General features: G+C 71.5%; 24 protein-coding genes. 12 read left to right on the top strand and 12 right to left on the bottom strand.

Annotation, left to right across the window (positions count from 1 at the left end):
• Nucleotides 1-11: 11 nt before the first annotated feature.
• Nucleotides 12-2,165 (bottom strand): ATP-binding protein, encoded by a 2,154-nt coding sequence (locus VIS07_16245; protein HEY8517062.1) that lies wholly within the window; start codon nucleotides 2,163-2,165, stop codon nucleotides 12-14.
• Between the two features lie 88 nt (nucleotides 2,166-2,253).
• A complete protein-coding gene (locus VIS07_16240) occupies nucleotides 2,254-2,883 on the bottom strand; it encodes a lysoplasmalogenase (protein ID HEY8517061.1) in 630 nt (209 codons plus the stop codon).
• Between the two features lie 113 nt (nucleotides 2,884-2,996).
• Between VIS07_16240 and VIS07_16235 the strand changes: the two genes are divergently transcribed.
• From VIS07_16235 to VIS07_16210, 6 genes are all read left to right on the top strand, one after another.
• Nucleotides 2,997-4,058, top strand: a complete 1,062-nt coding sequence (locus tag VIS07_16235) for an MBL fold metallo-hydrolase (protein ID HEY8517060.1) — start codon at nucleotides 2,997-2,999, stop codon at nucleotides 4,056-4,058.
• A 10-nt stretch (nucleotides 4,059-4,068) separates the two neighbouring features.
• Entirely contained in the window at nucleotides 4,069-5,298 is a 1,230-nt protein-coding gene (locus VIS07_16230) for an alkyl sulfatase dimerization domain-containing protein (protein ID HEY8517059.1), read from the top strand.
• A gap of 10 nt (nucleotides 5,299-5,308) precedes the next feature.
• Nucleotides 5,309-6,400, top strand: a complete 1,092-nt coding sequence (locus tag VIS07_16225) for a glutathione S-transferase family protein (GenBank protein HEY8517058.1) — start codon at nucleotides 5,309-5,311, stop codon at nucleotides 6,398-6,400.
• A 408-nt stretch (nucleotides 6,401-6,808) separates the two neighbouring features.
• Nucleotides 6,809-7,006 carry a hypothetical protein gene (locus VIS07_16220; protein HEY8517057.1) on the top strand — a complete coding sequence of 66 codons (198 nt, stop codon included), beginning with the start codon at nucleotides 6,809-6,811 and terminating at the stop codon, nucleotides 7,004-7,006.
• A gap of 195 nt (nucleotides 7,007-7,201) precedes the next feature.
• Entirely contained in the window at nucleotides 7,202-7,810 is a 609-nt protein-coding gene (gene merB / locus VIS07_16215; GenBank protein ID HEY8517056.1) for an organomercurial lyase, read from the top strand.
• A gap of 28 nt (nucleotides 7,811-7,838) precedes the next feature.
• Nucleotides 7,839-8,216 carry a nuclear transport factor 2 family protein gene (locus VIS07_16210; GenBank protein ID HEY8517055.1) on the top strand — a complete coding sequence of 126 codons (378 nt, stop codon included), beginning with the start codon at nucleotides 7,839-7,841 and terminating at the stop codon, nucleotides 8,214-8,216.
• Nucleotides 8,217-8,279: 63 nt separating this feature from the next.
• Here the strand turns inward: VIS07_16210 and VIS07_16205 are convergent, their stop codons facing one another.
• Nucleotides 8,280-9,323 (bottom strand): biotin/lipoyl-binding protein, encoded by a 1,044-nt coding sequence (locus tag VIS07_16205; GenBank protein ID HEY8517054.1) that lies wholly within the window; start codon nucleotides 9,321-9,323, stop codon nucleotides 8,280-8,282.
• Nucleotides 9,323-9,616, bottom strand: a complete 294-nt coding sequence (locus VIS07_16200) for a YtcA family lipoprotein (GenBank protein HEY8517053.1) — start codon at nucleotides 9,614-9,616, stop codon at nucleotides 9,323-9,325. Before VIS07_16200 ends, VIS07_16205 begins: the two co-directional genes overlap by 1 nt.
• A 121-nt stretch (nucleotides 9,617-9,737) precedes the next feature.
• On the opposite strand from VIS07_16200, the gene VIS07_16195 reads away from it, so the two are divergent.
• Entirely contained in the window at nucleotides 9,738-11,258 is a 1,521-nt protein-coding gene (locus VIS07_16195; protein HEY8517052.1) for a TolC family protein, read from the top strand.
• Between the two features lie 56 nt (nucleotides 11,259-11,314).
• Nucleotides 11,315-12,115: an ROK family protein gene (locus VIS07_16190; GenBank protein HEY8517051.1), complete on the top strand. Its 801-nt coding sequence runs from the start codon at nucleotides 11,315-11,317 to the stop codon at nucleotides 12,113-12,115.
• On the opposite strand, the gene VIS07_16185 is transcribed toward VIS07_16190, so the two are convergent.
• Genes VIS07_16185 through VIS07_16175 form a run of 3 tightly spaced genes read right to left on the bottom strand, consistent with a single transcriptional unit; the run spans nucleotide 12,091 to nucleotide 15,401 of the window.
• The gene (locus VIS07_16185) at nucleotides 12,091-13,164 is read right to left on the bottom strand and encodes a GNAT family N-acetyltransferase (GenBank protein ID HEY8517050.1); all 1,074 of its coding nucleotides are present in this window, start codon (nucleotides 13,162-13,164) and stop codon (nucleotides 12,091-12,093) included. The two genes, VIS07_16190 and VIS07_16185, sit on opposite strands and share 25 nt — an antisense overlap.
• A 19-nt stretch (nucleotides 13,165-13,183) precedes the next feature.
• Nucleotides 13,184-14,596, bottom strand: coding sequence for a glucose-6-phosphate dehydrogenase (gene zwf, locus VIS07_16180; GenBank protein ID HEY8517049.1), 1,413 nt, complete (start codon nucleotides 14,594-14,596; stop codon nucleotides 13,184-13,186).
• A 22-nt stretch (nucleotides 14,597-14,618) separates the two neighbouring features.
• Nucleotides 14,619-15,401, bottom strand: coding sequence for an alpha/beta hydrolase (locus tag VIS07_16175; protein ID HEY8517048.1), 783 nt, complete (start codon nucleotides 15,399-15,401; stop codon nucleotides 14,619-14,621).
• Nucleotides 15,402-15,554: 153 nt separating this feature from the next.
• Here VIS07_16175 and VIS07_16170 point away from each other — a divergent pair, with 153 nt between their 5' ends.
• Nucleotides 15,555-16,316: a sulfite exporter TauE/SafE family protein gene (locus tag VIS07_16170; protein HEY8517047.1), complete on the top strand. Its 762-nt coding sequence runs from the start codon at nucleotides 15,555-15,557 to the stop codon at nucleotides 16,314-16,316.
• 110 nt (nucleotides 16,317-16,426) lie between these two features.
• Nucleotides 16,427-17,197, top strand: a complete 771-nt coding sequence (locus tag VIS07_16165; GenBank protein ID HEY8517046.1) for a VTT domain-containing protein — start codon at nucleotides 16,427-16,429, stop codon at nucleotides 17,195-17,197.
• On the opposite strand, the gene VIS07_16160 is transcribed toward VIS07_16165, so the two are convergent.
• A complete protein-coding gene (locus VIS07_16160; protein HEY8517045.1) occupies nucleotides 17,092-17,985 on the bottom strand; it encodes a DNA-formamidopyrimidine glycosylase family protein in 894 nt (297 codons plus the stop codon). The genes VIS07_16165 and VIS07_16160 overlap by 106 nt on opposite strands.
• Before the next feature lie 83 nt (nucleotides 17,986-18,068).
• Here VIS07_16160 and VIS07_16155 point away from each other — a divergent pair, with 83 nt between their 5' ends.
• Nucleotides 18,069-18,383: a hypothetical protein gene (locus VIS07_16155; GenBank protein HEY8517044.1), complete on the top strand. Its 315-nt coding sequence runs from the start codon at nucleotides 18,069-18,071 to the stop codon at nucleotides 18,381-18,383.
• Between the two features lie 30 nt (nucleotides 18,384-18,413).
• Here the strand turns inward: VIS07_16155 and VIS07_16150 are convergent, their stop codons facing one another.
• The 4 genes from VIS07_16150 to VIS07_16135 form a co-directional block, all read right to left on the bottom strand.
• Nucleotides 18,414-19,403 carry an LLM class flavin-dependent oxidoreductase gene (locus VIS07_16150; protein ID HEY8517043.1) on the bottom strand — a complete coding sequence of 330 codons (990 nt, stop codon included), beginning with the start codon at nucleotides 19,401-19,403 and terminating at the stop codon, nucleotides 18,414-18,416.
• Nucleotides 19,404-19,470: 67 nt separating this feature from the next.
• Nucleotides 19,471-21,927: a right-handed parallel beta-helix repeat-containing protein gene (locus VIS07_16145; GenBank protein ID HEY8517042.1), complete on the bottom strand. Its 2,457-nt coding sequence runs from the start codon at nucleotides 21,925-21,927 to the stop codon at nucleotides 19,471-19,473.
• Nucleotides 21,928-22,268: 341 nt separating this feature from the next.
• Entirely contained in the window at nucleotides 22,269-23,441 is a 1,173-nt protein-coding gene (locus tag VIS07_16140; protein HEY8517041.1) for an acyl-CoA dehydrogenase family protein, read from the bottom strand.
• Between the two features lie 15 nt (nucleotides 23,442-23,456).
• Nucleotides 23,457-24,572: an acyl-CoA dehydrogenase family protein gene (locus VIS07_16135; protein ID HEY8517040.1), complete on the bottom strand. Its 1,116-nt coding sequence runs from the start codon at nucleotides 24,570-24,572 to the stop codon at nucleotides 23,457-23,459.
• 213 nt (nucleotides 24,573-24,785) lie between these two features.
• Here VIS07_16135 and VIS07_16130 point away from each other — a divergent pair, with 213 nt between their 5' ends.
• A complete protein-coding gene (locus VIS07_16130; protein ID HEY8517039.1) occupies nucleotides 24,786-25,460 on the top strand; it encodes a hypothetical protein in 675 nt (224 codons plus the stop codon).
• Nucleotides 25,461-25,612: the final 152 nt, after the last annotated feature.

Below are 25,612 nucleotides of genomic sequence, written 5' to 3'. Positions count from 1 at the left end.
GCAGATTCCGGCTAGCGCGACGAGCGCACGGGCATCAGCGGCAGCGACACGGTGAAGGTGGCGCCCTTGCCTTCGCCCTCGCTCTGCGCGGCGACGGTACCTGCGTGCAGCTCGACGAGGTGGCGCACGATCGCGAGCCCGAGCCCGAGGCCGCCGTGCACGCGCGTGTCCGACATGTCGCCCTGGCGGAAGCGCTCGAAGACGTGCGGCAGCAGATCGGGCGCGATGCCCTTGCCGGTGTCGCTCACCGTCAGCACGCAGCGGTCGTGGAGGCGCGCGACGGAGACGCGCACCCTGCCGCCCTCGGAGCTGAACTTCACCGCGTTCGACAGCAGGTTCGCGACGATCTGCGTGAGCCGCCCGGGATCGCCCGCGACCAGGTCGTGATCGCTGCCGAGCGCCGCGTCGATCTGGACGCCCTTCGCCTGCGCGACCGGCCGCACCGAGTCGACCACCGCCGCGACGATCTCGCGCACGTGCACCGGTGCGTACTCGACGAGGGCGAGCTTGCCGCTCGTGATGCGGGCGACGTCGAGCAGGTCGTCGATCAGCAGGGACAGGTTGCGGGCGTTGCGCTCGATCGTGCTCAGGGCCGCGCGGGTGTCGTCGGGGGAGAGCTCCTCCTCGCGCAGGATGTCGGCGAAGCCCAGGATCGGTGAGAGCGGCGTGCGCAGCTCGTGCGACACGACGGCGAGGAACTCGTCCTTCGCGCGATTCGCCGCCTCGGCCTCGGCGCGCGCGCGACGCTCGCGCTCGAGCAGCGCCGCGCGCTCCGCCTCGACGCGCCGGAGCTCCGTGACGTCCTGCATCGCGCCGATCGCGCGCACCACGCGGCCCGCGTCGTCGCGCACGATGAAGCCACGATCGACGACGTGCACGTAGCGTCCGTCGTAGCGGCGGAAGCGGTACTCGTCGTACCAGCTGTCCGTCGTACCGCCGAACGCTTCCTCGATGCTGTGCTGCACGCGCGCGCGGTCCTGCGGATGGATCTGCTCGAGCCACCAGCTGATGTCGGATCCGACCGCCTCGCGCGGGTGCCCGAAGCGCAGGTGCACCCCGTCGCTCCACTCGAGACGATCCGGGATCACGTCCCAGTCCCAGATCGCGTCGTTGATCGCGCGCGACGCGAGGCGGTAGCGCGTCTCGCTCGCGCGCAGACGACGCTCGGCCCGGCGCAGGTCGGTGACGTCGTAGTAGGCGACCACCGCGGCGAGCAGCCGTCCCGCCTCGTCGCGCACCGACGCGGCGCTCACGCGCACGATGACGCGCCGGCCGTCGCTGCGCTCGTACTCGATCTCCTCGGCGTCGACGGTGTCGCCGCGCAGCGCGCGCACGAGCGGGTACTCCTCGGCGGCGTACGGACGTCCGTCCGGATGCAGCGCGCGAGGACCGCCTGCTCCGAGCGCCGCGCCCGGCGGCGCCGGCGGCGCACCGAAGAGTCGCGTGAGCTGCTGGTTGTGCAGCACCACGCGTCCGCTCGGCGCCTGCGCGATCATCACGCCGAGCGGCATCTGCTCGAGAACGGCGGTGAGCAGCTTGCGCTCGAGGCTCACCGTCTCGAGGAGCTGCTGGCGCTCCCTCCCGGCGCGCTCGCGCCGGTCCGCCTCGTGCTGCAGGAGCCCGCTGCCGCGGCTCGCGTCGGCGGTGTGCTCGCGCGCGCAGCGGCCGATCGCGTCTTGCTCGCTCAGGGACGCGTCGTCGAGCTGGAGCTGCGCGGGCTGCTCGACGTGCATCAGGAGCACGCCGTCGAGCTCCGCGACGCGCCGTGCGATGAGCCGGTAGCGACGCGTCCTTCCACCGGCGCCGATCGCGTAGACGGTCTCGAGCGCGTCGCGGGTGCCGCGCAGCAGCTCGGCGAGGCCGTCTCGGAGCGCGCGGCCTTCCACCTCGGCGCGCGGGCAGGCGGCGTCGCAGGCGTCAAGCCAGCATTCGCCGATCTCGAAGCCGCGTCCCGTCAAGCACCCACTGCGCACGAGCTCGCGCCAGGCCTCGTTGACCGCGATCAACGTGCCGCGCGCGTCGAGAGCAGCGATGGGGATGGGGGCGTGCTCGAAGAAGCTCGTCAGGGCAACGTGTCCCGTGGTGGCGCCGTCTACGAGCGGGTCGTCGAGTGTTGCCGGTGGGACATGCGGCGCACCAGACGCTGACGTCAGCGCAGGTGGCATGGTCACGAAACGTACTCCCGGTCCTCGAGCCAATCAATTCAATTTTCGACGAGACGCGCCCCGGACATGAGCACGTCGAGCCGGACGATCAGCAGGCGACGGTCGAGGCGAGAACGAGCTGGCCCCCGTAGTAGAGCGGGAGACCCCAGAGGCGGTTCAGGAAATTGTGCCCGAGAAAGCGGTCGCGCGCCACGGCCAGGTCGGAAAAGAAGAACATCAGCGCGCCGACCGGGATCGATCCGCAACCGGCGTGGCCCCAGGTTCCGAACGCCGATGCGACCATCAGCGAGATCACGATCACGTACGCCCGCACCGGCAGCCGCAGCGACCGCGGAACGTGCGGCCCGAGCCAGCGGTCGACGAGCAGCACCGGCAACGCGAGCACCAGCACCGTCGCGATCAGAAAACCCGGAGATACACCGCGCACGAGGAACGCCGCAGCGAAGGCGACATGTCCGGCGAGAAAGCTCGCGAGCCCGGCCGTGAAGGCGGCGCGCGTGCGCGGAATCAGCAGCACGTCGCCCCACCAGGAGAGGACGAGCGCCAGCAGGACGAGCCGTCCGTAGGTCGTCTGCCAGGCGCCGGCGGCGAGCGCCGCGGCGATGAAGCCGGTCGAGGCGAGCGGCTTCCACACCCAGCGACCGGCGACCGAGCCGCGGGCTTCCGCGACCAGCAGCAGCGCCGTCGCGACGAGCGTGAGGAGGATCCAGGGCAGCATGCGATTCCGCGGCGGCCGGCGGCGCGCCGGCTGCTCGGCATAACGAGCGGACGCCCCGGAAGCACCCCCGGAAAGAGATTGCATTACAAGTGCAAATAGTCTAGTTCCGGCGAATGCTCGGACGCTGCGTTCTCCTCCTCGTGCTCGTCGTCGTGGCCGGCACCGGCTGCGACACGCTCGCCGATCGCATCCTCGAGCGCGGCGCGCGTCGAACGCTCGAGCAGTCGCGCGACGACCTGCTCGACGACGGCCGCCTCAACGTCGTGCTGTGCGGCACCGGCTCGCCGCTCGCGTCGGCGGACCGGGCCTCGTCGTGCACCGCGGTGATGGCCGGCGGTCATTTCTTCGTCGTCGACGTCGGACCCGGCGCGCTGCGCAACCTCGGCGTTTGGCGCTTCCCGCTCGCCCGCCTCGACGGCGTGCTGCTCACCCACTTCCACTCGGACCACATCGGCGACCTCGGCGAGGCGGTGACGCAGGCCTGGATCGCGGGCCACCGCGAGCCGCTCGCGGTGTACGGACCTCCCGGCGTCGAGCGCGTGGTCGCGGGCTTCCAGGACGCGTACGCGCTCGACCGCGACTACCGCGTCACGCACCACGGCGCGTCGAATCTGCCGCCCGCGGGCGGTCTCATGGCCGCACGCACCGTCGCCTTGCCGAGTGCCGACGAGCCGGCCGTGGTGTTCGACGCCGACGGCCTGCGGGTGACGGCGTTCCGCGTCGACCACACGCCCGCCGAGCCGGCGTACGGCTACCGCTTCGACTACAAGGGACGCTCGGTGGTCGTGAGCGGCGACACGAAGCGCTCGGAGAACGTCGTGCGCAACGCGCGCGGCGCGGACGTGCTCGTGCACGAGGCGCTCGCCGGGCACATGGTCGAGGCGGCGTCGCGCGTCGCGGCCGAAGGCGGCAACGAGCGGCTCTCGAAGCTCAGCAAGGACATCCTCGACTACCACACGACGCCGCGCGAAGCGGTCGAGGTGGCAAGCGAGGCTGGTGTCTCGACTCTGGTCTTGACGCATCTCGTGCCGGCGCCGTTCAACGCGCTCGTCGAATGGGTCTTCCTGCGCGGCACGAAGGGCATCTGGGAAGGCGAGCTGATCATCGGCGAGGACGGCCTGCACCTGGCGCTGCCGCCGGATTCGCAGGAGATCGTCGTCGACGAGATCTCGTGAGGAAACGACGATGAGCACCATCCAGGAGGCATTGGTTTCGAGCCGGCGCAACGGCACGGTGGAGCCGGTCGGCGACGGGCTCGCGCAGTTCCACGGCTTCTGCAACGTCGGCTTCGTCTGGGGCAACGGCGAGGCGCTGGTGGTCGACACCAGCAACCCGATCCTCGGGCCGCGCGCCGCGAAGGGGCTGCGCGAAGCGACGAGCGATCGGCTCGCGGCGATCGTGTACACGCACGGCCACGTCGACCACGTCGGCGGCGCGCCGGCCTTGCTCGCGAGCTGCGAGCAGCGCGGCGAGCCGCGCCCCGCGGTGTGGGGCCACGAGTCGGTGAACGAGCGCCTCGACCGCTACCTCCTCACCTGGGGCTGGAACAACGAGGTCAACCGACGGCAGTTCCAGCTCCCGCCCGGCGTCGACGCGTTCCCGAAGAGCTTCGTCCGACCGGACCACACCTATCGCGACACCGCGCGCATCGACCTCGCCGGCGAGCCCGTCGAGCTGCACCACGCGCGCGCCGAGACCGACGACGCGACCTGGGTCTGGCTGCCGCAGCGCGAGGTCGCGCTGGTCGGCGACCTGTCGGTGCAGTCGCTGCCCAACACCGGCAACCCGAACAAGCCGCAGCGCTACACGCTCGGCTGGGCGGAGGCGCTCGAAGCGATCGCGGCGAAGAAGCCGCGCATCGTGATCCCGGGGCACGGCGATCCGATCCGCGGCGACTACGCGCTCGAGGTGCTGACCGAGACCGCGCGCGCGCTGCGCTTCCTGCACGACGCCGTCATCGAGCGCATGAACGCGGGGCAGTGGCCCGACGAGATCGTCGACGCGCAGATCTCGCTGCCCGAGGACCTCGCGAAGAAGCCCTACCTGCAGCCGATCTACGGCTGCGCGCCGTTCGTGGTGCGCGACGTGCTGCGCTTCTACGCCGGCTGGTGGGGCGGCAACCCGGCCGAGCTGATCCCCGCGCGCCGCTCCGACGTGGCGCGCGATCTCGTCGAGGTCGCGGGGCGCGACGCGTTGCTCGCGAAGGCCGAGGCGCTGCGCGCCGCGGGCGAGCTGCGGCGCGCGTTGCACGTCGCCGTGCTGCTGACCCACGCCGACCCGAACGACAAGCAGGCGCACGAGCTGGTCGCGCGCATCTGCGACGGCATCGTCGAGATCGAGCCGTCGTTCATCGCGCGCAACTTCTACCTGGTCGCCGCGAACCAGGCGCGCGCCGCGGCGGCGAAGGACGCGTGAGGAGACGGCGTTGACCACCCAGGACTCGTTCTTTCGCGTATACGGCAGCGAGGTGTCGTACTTCACCGCCAAGGTGCGGCCCGCATTTCGCGTCAAGCACATCCCGCACGTCGAGATCGTGGCGACGCCGCGCGTCTACCGCGAGGTGATCCGGCCGCGCACGGGCCTGAGCTTCATCCCGGTCGTGGTCACGCCCGAGGGCGACACCTGGCAGGACACGAGCGAGATCCTCGACGCCCTCGAGGCGCGCTTCCCGGAGCCGGCGCTCTACCCGACCACGCCCGTGCAGCGCGTGGTCGCGTACCTCTGGGAGCTCTACGCCGACGAGTTCCTGCTCGTTCCTGCGATGCACTACCGCTGGAGCTTCCCCGAGAGCGTCGCCAAGGCGCGCGCGGACTTCGCCGCGACCAACGGCGACCCCGAAGCGGCGGGCAAGTTCGCCGACCGGATGTCGGGCGTGCTGCCCGGCATCGGTGTGGTGCCGGAGACGATCCCGCTCATCGAGGCCCACGTCGCGGAGCTGCTCGACGACCTCGAGCGCCACTTCGCGCAGCATCCCTACCTGCTCGGCGGCAAGCCGTCGCTCGCCGACTGCGCGCTGATGGGGCCGTTCTACGCGCACCTCTACCTCGACGCCGTGCCCGGGCGTCTGCTGCGCGAGCGCGCGCTGCGCACCTGCCACTGGATCGAGCGGATGAACCATCCGGATCCGGACGACATGGGCGCGTGGCTCGCCGACGACGCGCTCGCCGAGACGCTGCGTCCGCTGCTCGCGCGCATCGGACGGGACGCGGGGCCGTACGTGCTCGACACCGTGCGCGCCTTCGAGGGCTGGGCCGACCAGCACCGCGGTGACGGCGACGAGCCGCCGCGCGGCGTCGGCTTCCACCAGACGTCGCTGCGCGGCGTGACGTTCGGGCGCTACACGAGCCCGTACACGCTGTGGATGCTGCAGCGCGTGCTCGACGCGTACCGCGCGCTCGACCCGTCCGGACGCGCGGCGGTCGACCGCGCGCTCGCCGGCACGGGGTGCGAGGCGCTCGTCGCGTACCAGCCGCGCTACCGGCTCGCGAAGCGGAGCTTCAAGCTCGCGTTCGCCTGAGGCGCGCGAGTCACGCTCGCGTCGCCTCGACGAGCGCGGTGCGCTGTCCGGGCCCGCTGCCTACGCGCGGATCCGCCGGGCTCGTCACGTCGCGTCGCGCCGCCGCCCGCCCGGGCTCCCGAGCGCACGCCTCGGGGCGAGCGAAAAGAATTCGCTCGACCACGGCGTGCCGCTACAACGTCATCTCGGTGCCGCGCGGCATCTCGTGGCGTCGCGCTCGGACCGTGGATCGGCGCCACCAGGCCGGGCGGCAACGGCGACTTCGCCTGGGTCACCGGCGAGCCGTTCGTCTACACCAACTGGGCGGAAGGCCAGCCGAGCGGCCTCGGCGACCGCATCGCGCGCTACGCGGTCGGTGCGCCCGACGCGCCGACCTGGAGAAACCTCGGCGGCGCGACCAAGGACGTCGTGTCGTACGTGATCGAGACCGCGCAGGAAGGCATCATCGCGGTGCTCGAGGAGCCGACGTGCGCCGGCGTGTCGGGGATCTCGAGCATCCGCGGCTACGTCTTCGACACGATCAACGGCATCACGATCGACCGCGTCGTCGAGGTGACGTTCGACCGCGACACGCGGAACGAGTCCGAGACCGAGATCCCGTGCTGAACCCGCCCCCGCCGCTCGAGTGCAGCGACGAGGTGCACTTCGAGGTCGGCACCGAGGACTTAGCGACGCCCGCGCAGGATTGAAGACGAGCGCCCCTCCCGACGATAGGATGAGGTAGCCGGAAGCGCGGCTGCGTCTCGAAGTCGGACGCGCACCACCGGCATTCGTTCGATCGTCGTCGAGGAGGAGGAGCCGATGGACGTCGCGAGCGTTCGCCAACGCTTGCTCGAGAAGTGGACGAGCCCCAAGGGCCTAGACCTGATCCGCGCGGGCGGACCGCTCGTCGCCTCGCTCATGCAAGGCAAGCCGGTCTCGCTCGACGAGGCCGGGCGCCTCGCCGGCGTCCCGGCGGACCAGATCCTCGATTGGTGGGCGAAGCGCGACTACATCCTCGAGTGCGACTCCTGCGGCAACGTGGTCGGCGCGGGGCTGTCGATCGTGCCGGCGCGCCACTCCTTCGAGATCGAGGGCCGCACGTTCTGGGCGTGGTGCGCGATGGACTGCCTGATGTTCGCCGTCGTGCTCGGCAAGGAGGCGCGCGTGCGCTCGACCTGCCCGGTGACCGGCACGCCGATCACGATGCTCGTCGGCAAGAACGGCGTGCGCGAGCCCTCGCCCGCGAGCGTCGTCGTGACCATCGCCTGGCCCGACGGTCCGGACATCCGCAAGTCGTTCTGCGACCGGACGAGCTTCTACGCGACGCGCGAGGCGGCGCTCGAGGCGACGGCGGAGCAGAAGGACGTCGCGGTGGCGACGCTCGAGGAGGCGTTCGCGGTCGGCAAGGATCTCGCGGCGCTGTTCTGATCCGCGTGGGCGCGCGATACTCGCGCGCATGGACGAACGGGCGATGCTCGACTTCGCGCGGCGCTTCTTCGACGCGGTGGCGCGCGGCGACCTCGACGAGGTGCGCCGCTGCTACGCGCCGAACGCGGTGATCTGGACGGCGCAGGACCCGGTCGAGCGCACGCCCGAGGAGAATCTCGCGGTGCTGCGCTGGGTCAAGGACAACATCCGCGACTTCCGCTACGAGGACGTCCGCTGCCAGGTGACGCCGACCGGCTTCGTCGAGCAGCACACGACCTGCGGCACCGCACCGAACGGCAAGGAGATGCGCTTCCCGGCGTGTCTCGTCGTGCGGGTCGAGGACGGGCGCATCACGCGCCTCGAGGAGTACTTCGACACGGCGCTGGTGCGCGCGGCGCTGTCGTAGCTCCGCGGCGCCGACGCTGCGGGCGAGAGCGACTCCTGCAGCGCGCCGCTCGGGGCGTGCCGCTCAGGGCTCCTCGAAGCCCTTGATCGTCACCACCGCGCTCGCGCCCATGCGGAACGGGTACGCCGGATCCGACTCCTCGAGCACGATGCGCACCGGGAAGCGCTGCGCGAGGCGCACCCAGTTGAGCGTCGGCTCGACCGCGGGCAGGACGCCGACGGTCGCGCCGTCCTTCTGGTAGAGCGCCCAGCCGATGCCCTGCACGCGACCGCGGAACTTCCGGCGCGGGTAGCTCATCAGGTAGATCTCCGCGCTCATCCCGGGCGCGATCGAGGCGAGGAAGTCCTCGCGGAAGTTCGCCATCACGTACCACTGCCGGTCGTCGACCAGGGCGAACACCTCCTGGCCCTGGTTCGCGTACTCGCCGACGGCGATGTTGAGGTTGGTCACGTAGCCGTCGAACGGCGAGCGCACGTAGCAGTAGTTCAGGTTGAGCTCGGCATCGTAGAGCTCGGCCTCGGCGGCCTGACGGCGCGCGTTGATGTCGCCGAGCTGGCCGAGCTCGTTCTGCGCGCGCGACAGCTCGTAGTGCGCGCGCTTGACCTCCGCCTCGGCGGCCTCGGCGCGCGTCTGCGCCTCGAAGACGTCGTTCGGCGTGACGAACTTCTTGCCGAGGAGCGGCTTCACGCGCTCGAGGTACTGCTTCGCGTACGCCGCCTCCGCCTCGCGCCGCGCGAGCTCCGCCTGCGCCGCCTCGACCGCGTGCTCGTAGCCGCGGATCTCGAGGTTGGTGAGCTCGAGCTTCGCCCGCGCGCGGTCGACCGCGGAGCGGTACGGCCGCGGATCGACGACGAACAGCAGCTCGCCCTCGCTCACGCGCTGGTTGTCGACCACGTTGAGCTCGACGATCGGACCGCTGACGTGCGGCGCGATGCCGACCAGGTTGGCGCGGACGTACGCGTCGTCGGTGCGCGGGAAGCGGTAGAGCTCGTTCCACACCACCACCGCGAGCACGATCGCGCCGACGACGATCGCGATCCCGAGCAGCCGCCCGATGATCCTGCGCGCGACGTCGTCGCGCTCTGCGGTCGCGACGCGCTCGGCCATCAGGTGCGGAAGAAGACGAGCCAGGTGCCGAGCGTCAGCAGCACGGCGAGGCAGGTGTAGATCAGCGGCAGCGGACCCAGGTAGGGCTCGAGGCCGAGACGGACGAGCAGTGGCCGCACGGCGACCGTCAGCACGACGCCGACGATCATGCACAAGAGCCATGCGGGGAAGAAGGTTCCCTGAACGTCGATCACCGGATCGCAGCCGGCGAGCAGCAGCGAGCCGAGCGGGACGAACGAGAGTGGGACGAGCGGCGCCGCAGAGCGCGTCGTGCGCATGCGCGCGTTTAACACGGTGACCGGGTTCCTATATCTAGGCGCGGTCCGGACGCCTGACTCCGACGCGCGTGTCACGTCGAGGAGCATCGGGTGACGACGCGTGAGCCACATGGCGGCACCTGCACGACGGTCACGAATGGCACGCTTCGGGCAGCCAGTAAAGGAATCGCACGGCCGTCGCACACCGCATGCGGTGCTCGCGGGCGTGCTGTGCGTGCTGTCGCTCTTTTCGGTTCTGCTCACCAGCTGCACGGCGCCGCCCGCGCTCGTCGCGTGGGATCCGCTGTCGCTCACCTCGCACGCGCCCGACCGCGACTGGAAGCCGCCGCAGGACGCGGCCGAGCTGCGCGCCGCACCCGATGCGTGGCGCGTCGGCGAGGACGAGGCGCTGCCGCGCGCGGGCGAGCGCTACGACCTGCCCGCGATCGTCGACCTCGCGCTGCGCAACAATCCGTCCACGCGCCGCGCCTGGCAGGAGGCGCGCGCCGCCGCCGCGCGCTACGGCCGCTCGCTCTCCGACTACTATCCGGAGGTCAGCGTCGAAGCGTCGGCCGGCACCGAGCGCTTCCTGTTCCAGAACGATCCCGCGCCGATCACGATCAAGCAGGACTCGTTCACGCCGCAGCTCGAGCTGACGTGGACCCTGATCGACTTCGGCCGCCGCGAGCACGGCGCCGAGATCGCGCGCCAGCAGCTGGTCGCGGCGAACCTCGCCTTCAACCGCGAGATGCAGGACGTGGTGTTCAACGCGCAGCGCGCGTACTTCGCGCTCGACGCCGCGAAGGCGATGGAGCGGGCGGCGGAGCGCAACCTCGAGCTCGCGCGCTCGGTGCGCGAGGCGGCGGAGGAACGCCTCGCGCTCGGCCTCGCGACGCAACCCGACGTGCTGCTCGCGAAGCAGGTCGAGGCGAAGGCGGTCTACGACCTCGAGAGCGCGTCCGTGATGGTGAGCGACGCGCAGGCGAACCTCGCGCTCGCGATCGGCGTGCCGGCGAACGCGGCGCTCGACATCGTGAGCCTCGAGGAGCTGCCGCTGCCCAAGCGGCTCGGGGTCACGGTCGAGGACGTGATCGACACCGCGCTGCAGCAGCGTCCCGACCTCGCGGCGCGCGTCGCCGAGCTGCGCGCCTCGGAGGCGGCGATCGGGAAGGCTCGGGCCGAGCTCTTCCCGACGCTCGGCTTCTCCGGCCTCTACGGCGAGGACATCTGGCGCTACAGCGTCAACGGCGGGCCCCGCGACGACGCGCGGTCGCCGAACTACGCCTGGCTGGTCAACGTCGAGTGGGACCTGTTCACCGGCTTCGACCGTCTGAACGCGATCCGCGAGGCCGAGGCGCAGCGCGACGCGGCGCGCGCCCGGCTCGCGAGCCTCGAGCTCGAGACCACCGCCGCCGTCTGGCGCGCGTACTTCAACTACCGGGCGGCGCGAAAGAAGTACGAGTACGCGGAAGCGCTGCTGCGCGCCTCGCAGGACGCCTACGAGGCGAACCGGGAGAGCTACGGGCTCGGCCTCAACACCATCGTCGAGCTCCTGACCGGCGAGCGCGACCTCGCGAACGCGCGCTACCTCGTCATCCAGGGCCGCGCCGAGCTGCTGATGCGCTCCGCGGAGCTCGCCTGGGCGGCGGGTGCGATGTCGGTCGGCGCGCTGCGCTGACCTTCGGCTAAGGCCGGCGACGCAACACGCCGTCGTCGTAGTGGGAAGGAGACGCCATGGCGAAGAAGGCTGCCGGCAAACCATCGGCCGCGCGGGGGCGCGGCGCGCGCGCGGCGGGCGCGGGTCCGTACACGCTGGCGATCGACGTCGGCGGCACCGGCCTCAAGATGCTCGTGCTCGACGCGCGCGGAAAGCCGATCACCGAGCGCGCACGGGTCGCGACGCCGCGGCCCGCGACGCCGGCGCGCGTGCTGCGCGCGCTCGAGGGGCTGATCGCGACGCAGCCGCGCTTCGACCGCGTGTCGGTCGGCTTTCCGGGCGTCGTGCACGACGGCGTCGTGCACACGGCGCCGAACCTCGACGGCGCGTGGCAGGGCTTCGACCTCGCGAAGGCGCTCGCGCGCGCGACCAGGAAACCGGTTCGCGTGTGCAACGACGCCGACGTGCAGGGGCTCGGCGACATCGAGGGTCGCGGCGTCGAGCTCGTCCTGACGCTCGGCACCGGGCTCGGCTCGGCGCTGTTCGTCGACGGCAAGCTGGTGCCGAACCTCGAGCTCGGCCACCATCCGTTCCGCAACGGCGAGACCTACGAGCAGCAGGTCGGGCGCGCGGCGCTCGAGAAGATCGGCAAGAAGCGCTGGCGCAAGCGCGTGCGGCGGATGATCGAGCAGCTCGAGCCGATCTTCAACTTCCGCAAGCTCTATCTCGGCGGCGGCAACGCGAAGCACCTGAGGCCGGAGGACCTGCCGGCGAACGCCGTGATCGCCTCGAACGAGGCGGGCATGCTCGGCGGGATCGCGCTCTGGCGCGCGACCAACGAGCCGCCCGCGGCTCAGCGGCGGAAGTTGCGCCGGTAGGCGACGTAGCTCCCGCACACCTCGGCGCCGAGCTTCTCGGCCGTGCGTCGCGACGGCCAGTTGTCGTCGAGCACGAAGGTGTAGCTCACGTGCGTCGCGCCGCGGCGCACGAGCTCGAGGTACGCGTAGGACGCCATCGCGAGGTTGAGACCGCGGCCGCGCGCCGGCGCGAGCACGCCGATGCCGAGGAAGTTGAGCTTCTCGTCGGGCCGGATCTCGCGCCCCGGCGCCGTCGCGGCGAGGAAGGTGTACTCCGGCGCGACCCACAGGCAGCCGACCGGCTTGCCGTCGAGGTAGGCGAGCAGCGAGGTGTCGAGCGCGCCGACCGGCGCCAGGGCGTCGAACATCTCCGCGTACTCGTCCTCGGTGCCCGGCGAGTTGCCCCAGTGGTGCGCGAACGCCTCCTGCCAGGTCGCGTTGAACTCGCGCACGCGGCGCGGCTCCGGGACGTCCTTGAGCGGCACGAGCTCGAAGCCGCCACGTCGCGCGGCCGCGAGCGCGCTCTCCCAGCGCGCCACCAGCTCCGGCCGCACGGCGATTTTGTAATCGACGGCGCCCTTCTCGGTCTCGAAGCCCGCGTCCTTGAGCAGCGTGTGGTAGTACGGCGGGTTCTGCCGCATGAAGCTCGGCGGCAGCGCCTCGTAGGCGTCGATGGTGAACATGAACTCGAGCGGGCCGTAGCCGGCGCGCGCCGCCTCCATCCCCTGCTCGGCGAGCCACTCGCACGCCGCATCGAGCAGCATGCGCGTCGCGTCGCGCGTGTCGGGCAGCGCCTCGAACATCACGATGTGTCCGATGCGCTCGCTCCAGTGTCGGATGTAGCGCTCGTCGAGCACCGCCGCCGCCCGCGCGACGATCTCGCCGCCGACCCGCGCGACGAACGGACGGTAGGTCCGCCCGACGTTGAACGGGCTCGTGCCGAGCAGGATCGGCAGCTGGAACGGCACGATCGCCTGCCAGCGCGCACCGCGCGTCTCGTAGACCCGGTCGTGGAAGAGCAGGAACTCCGTGAGCGCGTCCTCGCCCTGCGGCGTCTCGATGCCGATCACGACGCGTTTCTCTCCGGGCTCACGCCGAGCGGTCGGACGGCGGCGCGAGCGGCTCGACCCAGCCGCCGCACGACTCCGTCAGCCGGTCGGCTTCCTTCGGCCCCATGCTGCCCTTCTCGTAGACGTGCACCGGGCCGGGCTCGTCGAGGATCGGCTGCAGGATCGACCAGGTGTGCTCGACGAAGTCCTCGGACGCGAACATCGTCGCGTCGCCGGCGAGGGCGTCGCCGAGCAGACGCTCGTAGGGCAGCGGCATCGGACCGAGCGCGCGCGCGAAGTCGACGTTGAGGTCGACCGGCTCCGACACCATGCCCTCGCCCGGACGCTTGGCCTGCACGGTGATCGTCACGCCCGGGTCCTGGCCGAGGCGGAAGCGCATGCGGTTGTTCGCCGGCGCGCCGGCCTTGGGATCGGCGAACAGCAGGCGCGGCGGCTGGTTGAAGGTGATCACGGCCTCGGTCGCCTTGTGGCGCAGCGCCTTGCCGGCGCGCAGGTAGAACGGGACCCCGGCCCAGCGCCAGGAGTCGATGTCGATGCGCAGCGCGCAGAAGGTCTCGGTCTGCGAATTTTTCTTGACGCCCGGGACGTCGAGGTAGCCGCGGTACTGGCCGCGCACGAAGTTCTTCGGCGACACCGGCTGGATCGCGCGGAGAATGCGGCTCTGCTCGACGTGCAGCGCCTCGGCGCCGCTCTCGACCGGCGGATCCATCGCGAGCAGCGCGAGGATCTGCATCAGGTGGTTCTGCACGACGTCGCGCAGCGTGCCGACCGCGTCGTAGAACGAGCCGCGGTCCTCGACGCCGAACGACTCCGCCATCGTGATCTGAACGTTGTTCACGTAGCGGCGGTTCCACACCGGCTCGAACATGTCGTTGGCGAAGCGCCACACGAGCAGATCCTGCACCGGGTCCTTGCCCATGTAGTGGTCGATGCGGAAGATCTGCTCCTCCTCGAGCACCGACAGCAGCGACTTGTTGAGCGCGCGCGCCGACGCGAGGTCGTGACCGAACGGCTTCTCGATGACTACGCGCGCGCCTTCGGTGAGCCCGACCGCGTGCAGCTGCAGCACGACCTTCTCGAACAGCGAAGGCGGGATCTCGAGGTAGAACAGCGGGTGCTTCGCGCCGCCGAGCAGCTCCTTCAAGCGCAGGAACGTGCCCTGGTCGCCGTAGTCGCCCTTGATGAAGCGCATGCGCGCCGCGAGCCGGCGAAAGACGCCGTCGTCCAGCGCAACGCCGGCCGCGACGATCGCGTCGCGCGCGTGGTTTCGCATCGCCTCGTCGTCCCAGTCCGAGAGCGCGACGCCGATCACTGGCACCTGCAGCACGCCGCGTCGCTCGAGCTGGTAGAGCGACGGGAACGTCATCTTGCGGGCCAGGTCACCCGACGCTCCGAACAGGACGAGCGCGTCTGAACGCGTGCTGCTCTCCATGACCGCTCCTCCAGCGGCCGATCTATTCAGGAAGCAGCCGACGAAGCAACTTCGCGTAGAGCCCGGGCGTGCGCGCGAGCTCGGCGAGCGAGTCGACGGTCTCGATGCGGCCGCGGCGCGCGGCCGAGGCGAGACGGCGCGCGAGCGGCAGCGGACGGCTCGGATCGTTGCCCCACGCCAGCACGCCGACCGGCACCTTGAGCGCCGCGACCGGCGCGAGATCCTCGAACAGCACCCAGTGCGGCACGGCGCGGTTGGCGGCGACGAAGCTGTCGAGCCGGTGGTGGATCCAGATCTCCGTCACCAGGCCCGCCGCCTCGCGCGGGATGCCCAGGCTCATCGACGCGAGCGCGACGGCGTCCGCTGCAGCGTCGAGCCCGTACTTCGCCGCGAAGTCGGCGATGGCGACGATCGTCTGCTCGCTCGGGTTCGGCTCGTCGCCGACCGTGGGCGCGACCTGCACGAGATGCTGCACGCGCTTCGGGTTCGTGGTCGCGAACAGCAGCGTGGTCGCGGCACCCATCGACTCGCCGCCGACGATCGCCTGCGCGATCCCGAGCGCGTCGAGCACCGCGCCGACGTCGGCCGCCATGCGCTGCGGATCGTAGAGCGCCGGATCGGTGACCGGCGTCGAGCCGCAGTGGCCGCGCTGGTCGAACGTGATGATGCGGAACTCGCGCGCGAGCGGCTCGAGCATCCGCCGCACCTGGTGCCGACAGCCGCCGAGGCTGTGCGCGAACAGAAACGGACGCCCCTCGCCGAAGGCCTCCACCTGCAGCTCGAGGCCGTCGGACGAGACCTTCAACGACTCCTCCGCCATCACCGTGGTCGCGAGTATCGCGCAGTGTGCGAGGCTGTAAACAGCCCGAAAATCCCCGAGGCGTCCACGCGCGTTGGATCGGCGCGCGCGCTCCACCCGGGCGGGCACGCCGCCGCCGCGTTATAGGACCCGCTTCCCATGGAAGCCTGGTCGCCGCTCGGGCTCGTGCTGCTCGCCGTCGCGGGCGTGCTCGCCGGATTCGTCAACACGCTCGCCGGCGGTGGCTCGCTGGTGACGCTGCCCGCGCTGCTGCTGCTCGGCCTGCCGGCGGACGTGGCCAACGCGACCAACCGCGTCTCGGTGCTCGCGCAATCGATGGTCGCGGCGCGTGGGCTCGCCGGCGGCGAGCGCCTGCCGGGCTCGCACGTCGCCTGGATCGTCGTGCCGTCGCTCGCAGGCTCGCTGGTCGGCGCGTGGGTCGCGGCCCGGCTGCCGGCGAGCGTGCTCAAGCCGGTGCTGGTCGGCACGCTGTTCGTGATCGCGATCCTGATGCTGTGGAAGCCCGAGGCGCTCGTGCCGGCGAGCGGCGCCGAGCCGCGCGACCCGCGCGGGCGTCCGCTCGCGGTGCTCGGGCTCTTCGCGATCGGCGCCTACGGCGGCTTCCTGCAGGCGGGGGTCGGGATCTTCCTGCTGCTCTTCCTGAGCGGCGCCCTGCACTACGACCTGGTGCTCGGCAACGCGCTCAAGGCCATGCTGGTCGCGGCGCTGACGGCGGTCGCGCTGGCCGTGTTCGTCGTCGAGGACAAGGTGTGGTGGCTGCCGGGGCTGATGCTGTCGGTCACCTCGGTGATCGGGGCGCAGCTCGGCGTGCGCTTCGCGCTCCGCGGTGGGCAGGACGCGATCCGCAAGGTGGTGTTCGTCGCGGTGGTCGCATCGTGCATCGCGGCAGCGCTGCGCTAGCGGCGCCGCGCGCTCGCCTGACTCCGCCCGAGCCGAGCGCGCGCGGGGCCCGCTCCCACGCGGCCCACGACTCGCGCGCCGTGCGGCGCTGCGCTACGCTCCGAGTCCCCATGCCTCGCCGTGTTGCCTTCTTTCTCGGCGTGCTGGCCGTCGCGTCCCTGTTCGCGGCATGGACGGTCCGAGCGCAGCTCGGGATCGAGCTCTCGACGCACGGCATTCGCGAGCAGGTCGAGGCGATGGGCTGGAAGGCGCCCGCGCTCTACCTGGCGCTGCTCACCTTCCGGCAGTTCCTCTTCCTGCCGGCGATCGTGATCCTGCCGGTCGGCGGGCTGTGCTTCGGCGCGACCGTCGGCACCGTGCTCGGCGCGACCGGCATCGTGCTGTCGGCGCTGATCACCTTCGCGATCGCGCGCGGCATCGGCGGCCGCTGGCTGCACGAGCTGTTCGGTCCGCGCTACGCGTGGCTCGAGCGCCGCATCCGGGACGCGGGCGCGCCGGTGGTCGGCATCGTCACCGCGCACCCGACCGGGCCGATGGGGGCGTTCTTCTGGGGTGCGGGCTTCTCGTCGATGGCCCTGCTGCCGTTCGCGATCGCGGTCGCGGCGGGCGGCTCGGTGCGCGCGATGGCCTACGCCTTCTTCGGCTCGACGCTGCTCACGCCGGGCTCGCCGCGCTTCTACGTCGCGTGCGCGCTGCTCGCCGCCGCGGTGATCCTGCCGCTCGCGCACCCCGGCGTGCGCCGCAAGGTCCTCGGACCGCCGGCGCGCGAGCGCCGTCAGGAGCCGAGCTCGTCGATCGAGCGCGGCCAGTCGTCGCGCAGCAGCCTCGAGAGCGCGCGGTCGGCGAGCAGCCGGCCCTCGTTCTGGCAGACGGCGCAGTAGTTGGTCTCGTTCTCCGCGTAGCGGATCCGCTGCACCGGCTTGCCGCACACCGGGCAGGGCTCGCGGTAGCGGCCGTGCACCGCGAAGCCCGGTCGAAACGCGGTGATCTCGCCCGGACCGGGAAAGCGGCCCGCGAACTCGGCGCGTAGCCGCTCGAGCCACGTGGTCAGCGTCTCGCGCGTCGCGCGGTAGAGGCGCGCGATCTCCTCGTCCGTGAGCTTGCCGGTCTGCTTGAGCGGCGAGAGCCGCGCCGCGTGCAGGATCTCGTCCGAGTACGCGTTGCCGATGCCGCTGAAGACGCGCGGGTCGGTGAGCGTACGCTTCAGCGTGTGGCTCTCGCGCGTCAGCGCCGCCTTGAACTCCGCCTCGCTGCACTCGAGCGGCTCGATGCCGCCTGCATGGTGCTCGGCGAGCGCCGCCTCGCCGCGCACGAGGTGCAGCGAGGCGCGCTTCTTCTGGCTCGCCTCCGTCAAGAGCAGAGTCCCGTTCGGAAAGTCGAAGGCCGCGAGCCCGATCTTGCCCGTCGGGTTGGCGCCGCGCTTCTCCCAGCGGAAGCGTCCTGCGATCATCAGGTGGAAGACGAGGAGGAGCTCGTCCTCGAGCGCGAGCACGACGCGCTTGCCGAGGCGTCGCACCGCGCGCACGCGCTTGCCCTGCGCCGCCGAGATCGGCGGCTCGACGCTGCGCACGAGGAACGGGCTCTTGAGCCGAATGCGCTCGAGCTCGCGGTCCTGCACGCGCTCGCGCAGCAGCTCCACGTAGAGCTCGACGTCCGGCAGCTCGGGCATCGGCGACCGGGATAGCACGCCGGCGACGCGCGGACGCGAGCGCGGCCGTCGCGCCGGCGGCGCGCGCAGGTTATGAGCGCGTCATGCCCGTCTCGCTCGCCGCACCGCGCCGCCGCGCGCGAACCCTTCTGCTCGTCGCGACGCCCTGGCTCGCGATGTCGATCCTCGTCGCGTCCTGCACCCCGGAGCCGCCCGCGAACGCCTACTCCGCCGAGGTGGTCGAGAACTTCCAGGCCGGCTGCCGGCGCGGCGCCAGCGAAGCGGTCTGCAACTGCGCGCTGCGCCGCATCCAGCAGAAGTGGACCGAGGAGGAGTTCCGCTCGCTCGAGGCGCGGCTCGGCGACGAGGCCGCGGCGCGCGAGATCGCGGAGACGGTCGCGGTGTGCGCGGGACGCTGACGGCGGGACGCCGAGGACGCGCCGCCGGCGTCACGCGAGCGAGTCGCGCACCTCGGCCGCGATCTCGAGCGAGCGCAGACGCGCTCCGTGGTCGAAGATGTGCGAGGTGATGATCAGCTCGTCGGCCTTCGTGCGCGCGAGGAAGCTGCGCACCTGGGCGCGCACGGTGTCGGGCGAGCCGATCGCGCTGCACGACAGCACCTCGTCGAGCATCGCGCGCACCGCCGTCGGGAGCTGACGCTCGTAGTCCGGCACCGGCGGCGGCAGCCGCGTCGGGCGTCCGGTGCGCAGGTTGACGAACGCCTGCTGCAGCGAGGTCGCGAGCACGCGCGCCTCCTCGTCGGTGTCCGCGGCGATCACGTTGTAGCCGAGCATCACGCGCGGGCTCGCGAGGTGCTCCGAGGGCTTGAAGCGCTGCCGGTAGACGTCGATCGCCTCCATCAGGAAGCGCGGCGCGAAGTGCGACGCGAAGGCGAACGGCAGACCGAGCGTCGCGGCGAGGTGCGCGCCGAACAGGCTCGAGCCCAGGATCCAGATCGGCACGCGCAGCCCTTCGCCCGGCACGGCGTGGACCTTCTGCCGCGGCTGCGGCTGGAAGTACGCCATCAGCTCGAGCACGTCCTGCGGGAACTCGTCGGGGTCCGCGTTGAGGTTGCGCCGCAGCGCGCGAGCCGTGAGCGGGTCGGTGCCGGGCGCGCGCCCGAGGCCGAGGTCGATCCGTCCGGGAAACAGCGCCTCGAGCGTGCCGAACTGCTCCGCGATCACGAGCGGCGCGTGGTTCGGCAGCATGATGCCGCCCGCGCCGACGCGGATCGTCGACGTGCCGCCGGCGACGTAGCAGATCACCACCGCGGTGGCGGCGCTCGCGATCCCCGGCAAGCCGTGGTGCTCGGCGAGCCAGAAGCGGTGGTAGCCCCAGCGCTCGGCGTGCTGCGCGAGGTCGAGCGAGTTGCGCAGCGCCTGCGCCGCGTCGCCTCCCTCGACGATCGGCGCGAGATCGAGAACCGAGAACGGCGTCATCGGTTCTCACCGGATACCAGCGCGCTCGAGATGAGCCCAGGCGCCGCCGGCGCGCGCTGCAGCGTCCTCAGCCGGCGGGGCCGTGGTAGCCGAGGTCGACCAGGCCGACGTCGGGCGCGCCGCTGGTGAGCGTGCTGCGTCCGCCGAGGCCGAGCTCGGCGGCGGTCGTGGCCCCGGCGTCGATGCACGGGCTGTCCACCGTCTGCCCGGCGCTGGTGCTGCTCAGGCGGAAGTCGTTGCGCATCGGGTCGACGAACTCGGGATACACCGACATCGAGCCCGGGCCGATCGTCGAGCCGACGAGCTGGTAGTTCGCGACGCCGTTTCCGAAGACGTCGTTGAAGTCGAGCACGAAGCTGCCGCTGCCCTGCTCCTTCACGCCGACCGGGTTCGCGACCACGACGTTGTTGAGCGCGGTGCCGAACACCGCGCCAGAGCCGTCGTCGCCGAGCCTGAGCCCGCCGCTCACGTTGCCGAAGATCGTATTGTTGACGACGCGGTGGCCGGCGTTCGAGAAGCCCGAGATCGCGAGGATGCTGATCCCGTAGTCGCCGCAGCCCGCGCAGCCGTTGCCGTACACCAGGTTGTTGACGATGCTCCCGTCGCGTCCTGCGTACGAGATGCCGTGGCTGCCGTTGCCGCGCACGACGCTGTGCCGGATCGTCCCCTTCACCGCGCGCGAGAACTTGACGCCGGTGACGGCGCTGTTCAGCACCTCGCAGTCGACCACCGTGACGCCCGTCACGGCGCCGCCGCCGACGTCGTGCGGCCCGACCTGGATGCCGTTCAGCGATGCTCCGGCGACGACGAAGCCGTTGATCGTGTGGTGGTCGTGCCCGATCAGGAAGCCGTTGCCCGACGGCGGCGCGACGATCACCGTGCGCCGCGTCTCCGCGCGGATCTTGATCGGCGCCTTCGCCGTGCCGTCGCGCCGCGTCTCGATCTCGCCTTCCGTGCAAACGCCGGGCAGCACCTGCACCGTGTCGTCCGGATCGGTGAAGGTGAGCGCCTTGCGGATCGTTCGCCACGGCGTCGCGCGGTTCTTCGCCTGCGTCGCCGTGCGGCCGTCGTCGCCGTTCATGCAGTCGACGTAGTAGGTCTGCGCCGGGATCGGCCCCATCGTGCCGAGGATCTTGACGTCGTCGTCGGGGCCGGTGCCGTTCGCGAAGGCGTCGTTGTCCCAGACGCGGTGACCCGTGCCGTCCCGCACGTAGATCCCGAACTGCGCGTTGCCGTGCACGACGTTGTCGTGGATCGAGCTCGCGTTGCCGGAGTAGCTGATGCCGTTCGCGCCGCTGCCGCGCACCTTGTTGCGCGCGATCTCGACGTCGTCGCCGTTGCTCACGATGATGCCGTTGCTGCGGCTGCGGACGACGGTGTTCCTGCGCGCCACGAGCCCGGTCACCACACCGTCGCCGACCTCGTGCGGCCCGAGCCGGATCCCCTGCACCGCCTTTTTGATCTTGAAGCCGTCGACGACGTGATGGTGGTGACCGACGAGGAAGCCGACGGTGCCGGCGGGCGGACGCAGCACCGCCTTGCCGGCGACGCGCGAGCGCAGCACGATCGGCGCGCCCGGCAGGCCGTCACGGCGCGTCTCGACGCTCTCGGTGCACTTGCCGGGCTCGACCAGCACGGTGCTGCCGGGCTGCGCGTGCGCGAGCGCGCGCGTGATCGTCTTCCACGGCGTCGCCGCCTGCTTCGCCTCGCTCGGCGTCCGCGCGTCGTCGCCGGCGACGCAGTCGACGCGATAGGTCTGCGGCGGTGGCGGGATCGTCGCTCCGACGAGCTTGACGTCGTCGTCGGGACCGCTGCCGTTGCCGGTCGCGACGTTGTCGAACACCTGATGGTCGACGCCGTCCTTCACGTAGATGCCGAACTGCGTGCTGTTCTTGACGACGTTGTCGTGGATCAGGCTCGCGTCGCCGGAGTAGCTGATCCCGTTCGCGCCGCTGCCCGCGACGTCGTTGAACGCGATCTGGACGCCGTCGCCCGCGACCACCTGGATGCCGTTGCTGCGACTCGCCCGGATGACGAGGTTGCGCACGACGACGCCCGTGACCGGCCCGCCGCGCGTCACGTGCGGTCCGACCTTCACGCCCTGCACCGCGCGCCGGATCGTGAAGCCGTCGAGGGAGACGAAGTCGTGCGCGACGAGAAACGCGTTGCCGCGCTTCGGCGGCCGCAGCACCGCGCGGCCCGGGACCGCGGACCGAAGAAGGATCGGCTGGCTCAGGCTCCACCCGTCGCGCCTCGATTCGACGCGCTCGCGGTAGGTCCCCGGCGCGACCAGCACCGTGTCGCCGCCTTCCGCGTGCAGCAGGCTCTTGCCGATCGTCTTCCAGGGCGTCGCCGGGTTCTGTGCCTCGAGCGGCGTGCGCGCGTCGTCACCGACGGTCGCGTCGACGTGGAAGGTCAGACCGAGCGCCAGCGCCGCACGCGGCGTGACAAAGCAACCCAGCGCCGCCACCAGCAGCGCCACGAGGCACTGCTGCCGCGGACGACGCCAAAGGCGACCCCGCACGAGGCGCGGGTCCTCTGCTCGCACCGTTTGCATCGAGCTCGAGCAACGAGCGCAGCAGCGAGGGGTGGGACGACGTGGAGTCGAGAGGATGAGCCAGGTGCTGCTTGGTCAGTCCTCTGCCTGCCGCGGACGCGCGGAAGATAGTCGCGTGCGCAAAGCGAAGGAAGCCCCTTTGCGCAATTTCACGGGCGACGCCGTGCAACGCGCGACACTGCGCAGCACGCGACGCTGCGCAGCGCACGATGCGCGGAAGCGAGTGACGCTCTGGAGAGCGGCGACGCTGCGGGACGGCGCGGACCACGCGCACGCGCGGCCCGCGTCCGCCCCGTCAGCGCAGCGTCTCAGCGCAGCTCGTCGCGCGAGTAGCCGAGAATCGTGCGCGCGATGATCAGCTGCTGGATCTGACCCGTGCCCTCGTAGATGTCGGTGATGCGCACGTCGCGGAACCACTTCTCGAGCAGGTGCTCGCGCGACACGCCGAGCGGACCCAGGATCTCGATGCAGCCCTGCGTGATCTTGCGCACCGCCGAGCCCGCCTTCGCCTTGCAGATCGAGGACTCGAGGTTGTTCGGCTCACCGCGGTCCGCGAGCCACGCGGCGCGCAGCACGGTCAGCATCGCCGCTTCCTGCATCGCCTCGAGCTCGAGGAACTTCTGCGCGAGCGCGTTCTGCGACGCGATGCCGCCGCCGTAGCGCACCTCGACGCCCGCCTTGGCGAGCTCGTCGCGCGTGAAGTCGAGCGCGGCCTGCGAGATGCCGAGGCCGATCGCCGCGACCGACGGGCGCGTCATGTTGAAGGTCTTCATGACGCCGCGGAAGCCGCCCGAGCCGCCCTTCGGGATGCTCTCGTCGCCGCCGAGCAGGTTCTCGCGCGGGATGCGGCAGTTGTCGAAGACGTAGGCCGCGGTGTCGTCGGCGCGGATGCCGAGCTTCTTCTCCTTGCGCACGACGATGAAGCCCGGCGTGCCCTTCTCGACGAGGAACGACTTGATGCCGGCGCGTCCGGCCGACGGATCGATCGTCGCCCACGCGACCACGCCGTCCGCGCGGCAGCCCGTGGTGACGAAGATCTTCTCGCCGTTCAGCACCCAGTAATCGCCGTCCTTGGTGGCGGTGGTCTTGACGCGCGACGGATCGGAGCCGCAGCCGGGCTCGGTGATCGCCATCGCGAGCGTCAGGTGGCCCCACTTCTGCTGCTGCTCCGGCGTGCCGGCGGCGCGCAGCGCGGCGTTGCCGAGCCCGCCCGACGGACGGCGCAGGCGCACCGAGTAGTCACCCCAGGTCTGCCCCGCGGTGATCAGCATGCTGAGGACGTTCATGCCGCTGTCGTCGAGGTCGCGGCCGCCGAGCAGCGAGTAGAAGCCCGGATGGTCCTTCGCCTCGGGAAGCTGGTCGGGCGGAAACTCGTCCTCGTGCTCGTCGTAGTAGCGCGCGTACTTGCGCGCGATCAGCGCCTCCTCGCGTACGGCCGCGAGAACCTTCTGGTCGTTCTCGGAGAGAGAGAAATCGATCATGGCTGCGTCTCCTGCTCAGACCGTGGCGGCGCCTTCGAGAACGCCGATCGTGCGCGCGTGGCGGTACCACATCTCGACGGGATGCTCGCGGATGAAGCCGTGTCCGCCGAGCACCTGGACGCCGTTGTCCGCGATCTTCATCGCCTGCTCGGCGACGTAGCTGCGCGCGAGGTGCGCCGACCGCGTCGCGTCCTTGCCCTGCTCGAGCTCGCTCGCGGCCTTCCACACCATCCAGCGCATCGCGTCGGTCTCGATCGCCATGTCGGCGAGCATGAACGCGATCGCCTGCTTGCGCGCGATCGGCTCGCCGAACGCGACGCGCTCCTTGGCGTAGGGGATCGCGTACTCCATGACCGCGCGCGACAGGCCGACGAGCGTCGCGGCGAGTCCCACGCGCGACGTCGCGAGGAGCCGCGCGTAGTCGAAGCCGCGCGTGCCGCCGATGCGGTCCTCGGGCGGGACCTCGACGCCGTCGAGCTCGAGGCCGGCGAACGGCACGGCGCGCAGCCCGAGCGTCGGCTCGGTGTCGGTCACCGTCAAACCAGACGCGTCACGCGGCACGACGAACGCAGAGACGCCGGCGAGGCCGCCGCGCTGCGCGTCGGACTCGCGCGCGATGACCAGGAAGTGGCTCGCGCTCGCGGCGAACGGCACGAAGCTCTTGCGGCCGCGCAGCACGAAGCCCTCGCCGCGCGCCTCGGCGACGGTGTCGAGGGCGAGCGGGTCGAAGGCGGGCCGCGGCTCGACGAGCGCGACCGAGGCGACGTGGAAGTCGCGCCCGCAGAACTGCGGCAGGAAGCGCTGCTGTTGCTTGACGCTGCCCTGCTCGACGATGGTCATCGCGAACAGCGCGGGCGCGAAGGCCGCGAGCGCGAGGCCGGCGTCGCCTGCGCCGAGCTCCTCGAGGAGCAGCGCGAAGGTCGTCGGCGAGCGCGGCGCGCCGCCGCCGCCGCAGGACTCGGGGATCTGGCTCGCGATCAGGCCGAGCTCCCAGGCGGCGCTCAGGACGTCGGCCGGGGCGGAGCTGGTCTCGTCGGCGTCGCGGGCACGGACGCGCAGCACTTCGGCCGCGAACTGGCGCGCGGTGTCGCGCACGAGGACCTGCTCCTCGGTGGGCTCGAATGAGATCATGAAATTCTCCTGCGGCGGCGGGATTGCCGGGGCGGAACCGAACGATCGGTCGGTCCCGGTCTCGATACTGCACTGGCAATGCAGGAACAAGTCCCCTGCTACGGCCGACGCGCGCTTTTCATGGCCGGCGCCGGGCCCGATCTATAGCTTGCCGCCGCGATGCCGATAGCAACCGTGGGCACGGGCCGGAGGACGGTGGGGCGAGAGGTGACGGTGGGCGCCAGCTCGGACGGAGGGGAAACGCTCGCAGCGCGGCTGCTGGGCGCGGTCTTCCCGCTCGCCCAGGCGCTGCGCGAGAACCGCGCACTGCGGCTCCGCCGCCCCGAGATGGCCGCACCGACGCCCCGCTTCCGCGACACCGACGTCGCGCACTGGCAGGCGGCGCTCGAGAGCTCGCCGTCGCTCGGCGCGGTGATCGATCAGGTCTACGAGCACGAGGCCGGGCACTGCGCGGCCGTCGCCGCCAAGGCCCAGCGGGCGCTCGCGACGTCGGCGGTGGTGATCAGCATCCTCGCGCTCACCGTCATGCTGCCCGCGATCGGGCAGATGTTCGCGGTGTCGCCGTGGCTCCTGGTCGCCGCGCTGTACGCCTTCGCGGCGCTCTTCGGAGCGGTGCGCGCCGTGCAGCTCGCCCGCTTCCTGCACGTCGAGCTCGACGCGCTCGCGGAGCCGCTCGAGGAAGCGCGCAACGCCCGCGGCGAGACCGCGTCCGGCGTGCTGCTGCTCCACGTGCGCGCGCGCCGCGCCGCCGCCGTGCTGCACAACCGCATCGTCGCGCAGGCCGCATCGAATCTCGCCGACGCGACCTTCGCGAGCCTGCGCAACGCGTTCGTCGCGGTCCTGCTCTGGATGGCGCTGGAGGTGGCGCCCGCGACGTTCGCGTACTGAGTCTGCGCGTCAGGTCGTGCTGCACGCCTGCTCGACGGCGGTGCCGGAAGGCGCGGCGCGGCGTGCGCGGGCTCGGGGGATATGAAGCACGTCGCGCGCCTCGTGCGTCTCGCCGCCGAAGGTGCACGTGCTTCTAGAATCCCCCGATCCCG

Source organism: Candidatus Binatia bacterium (genome assembly GCA_036563615.1).
Classification (GTDB): domain Bacteria; phylum Desulfobacterota; class Binatia; order UBA12015; family UBA12015; genus DATCMB01.
The sequence above is the reverse complement of the archived record's forward strand: the minus strand, read 5'-3'. Positions and strand labels throughout refer to the sequence as shown.

Bases quoted from the DNA above. Each gene is read 5' to 3' on its own strand.
- VIS07_16190 (HEY8517051.1), top strand. From the start codon at position 11,315: ATGGCGAAGAAGGCTGCCGGCAAACCATCGGCCGCGCGGGGGCGCGGC.
- VIS07_16135 (HEY8517040.1), bottom strand. From the start codon at position 24,572: ATGATCTCATTCGAGCCCACCGAGGAGCAGGTCCTCGTGCGCGACACC.
- VIS07_16165 (HEY8517046.1), top strand. From the start codon at position 16,427: ATGCCTCGCCGTGTTGCCTTCTTTCTCGGCGTGCTGGCCGTCGCGTCC.
- VIS07_16245 (HEY8517062.1), bottom strand. From the start codon at position 2,165: ATGCCACCTGCGCTGACGTCAGCGTCTGGTGCGCCGCATGTCCCACCG.
- VIS07_16155 (HEY8517044.1), top strand. From the start codon at position 18,069: ATGCCCGTCTCGCTCGCCGCACCGCGCCGCCGCGCGCGAACCCTTCTG.
- VIS07_16235 (HEY8517060.1), top strand. From the start codon at position 2,997: ATGCTCGGACGCTGCGTTCTCCTCCTCGTGCTCGTCGTCGTGGCCGGC.
- VIS07_16195 (HEY8517052.1), top strand. From the start codon at position 9,738: ATGGCACGCTTCGGGCAGCCAGTAAAGGAATCGCACGGCCGTCGCACA.
- VIS07_16170 (HEY8517047.1), top strand. From the start codon at position 15,555: ATGGAAGCCTGGTCGCCGCTCGGGCTCGTGCTGCTCGCCGTCGCGGGC.
- zwf (HEY8517049.1), bottom strand. From the start codon at position 14,596: ATGGAGAGCAGCACGCGTTCAGACGCGCTCGTCCTGTTCGGAGCGTCG.
- VIS07_16205 (HEY8517054.1), bottom strand. From the start codon at position 9,323: ATGGCCGAGCGCGTCGCGACCGCAGAGCGCGACGACGTCGCGCGCAGG.
- merB (HEY8517056.1), top strand. From the start codon at position 7,202: ATGGACGTCGCGAGCGTTCGCCAACGCTTGCTCGAGAAGTGGACGAGC.
- VIS07_16150 (HEY8517043.1), bottom strand. From the start codon at position 19,403: ATGACGCCGTTCTCGGTTCTCGATCTCGCGCCGATCGTCGAGGGAGGC.
- VIS07_16140 (HEY8517041.1), bottom strand. From the start codon at position 23,441: ATGATCGATTTCTCTCTCTCCGAGAACGACCAGAAGGTTCTCGCGGCC.
- VIS07_16240 (HEY8517061.1), bottom strand. From the start codon at position 2,883: ATGCTGCCCTGGATCCTCCTCACGCTCGTCGCGACGGCGCTGCTGCTG.
- VIS07_16160 (HEY8517045.1), bottom strand. From the start codon at position 17,985: ATGCCCGAGCTGCCGGACGTCGAGCTCTACGTGGAGCTGCTGCGCGAG.
- VIS07_16230 (HEY8517059.1), top strand. From the start codon at position 4,069: ATGAGCACCATCCAGGAGGCATTGGTTTCGAGCCGGCGCAACGGCACG.
- VIS07_16210 (HEY8517055.1), top strand. From the start codon at position 7,839: ATGGACGAACGGGCGATGCTCGACTTCGCGCGGCGCTTCTTCGACGCG.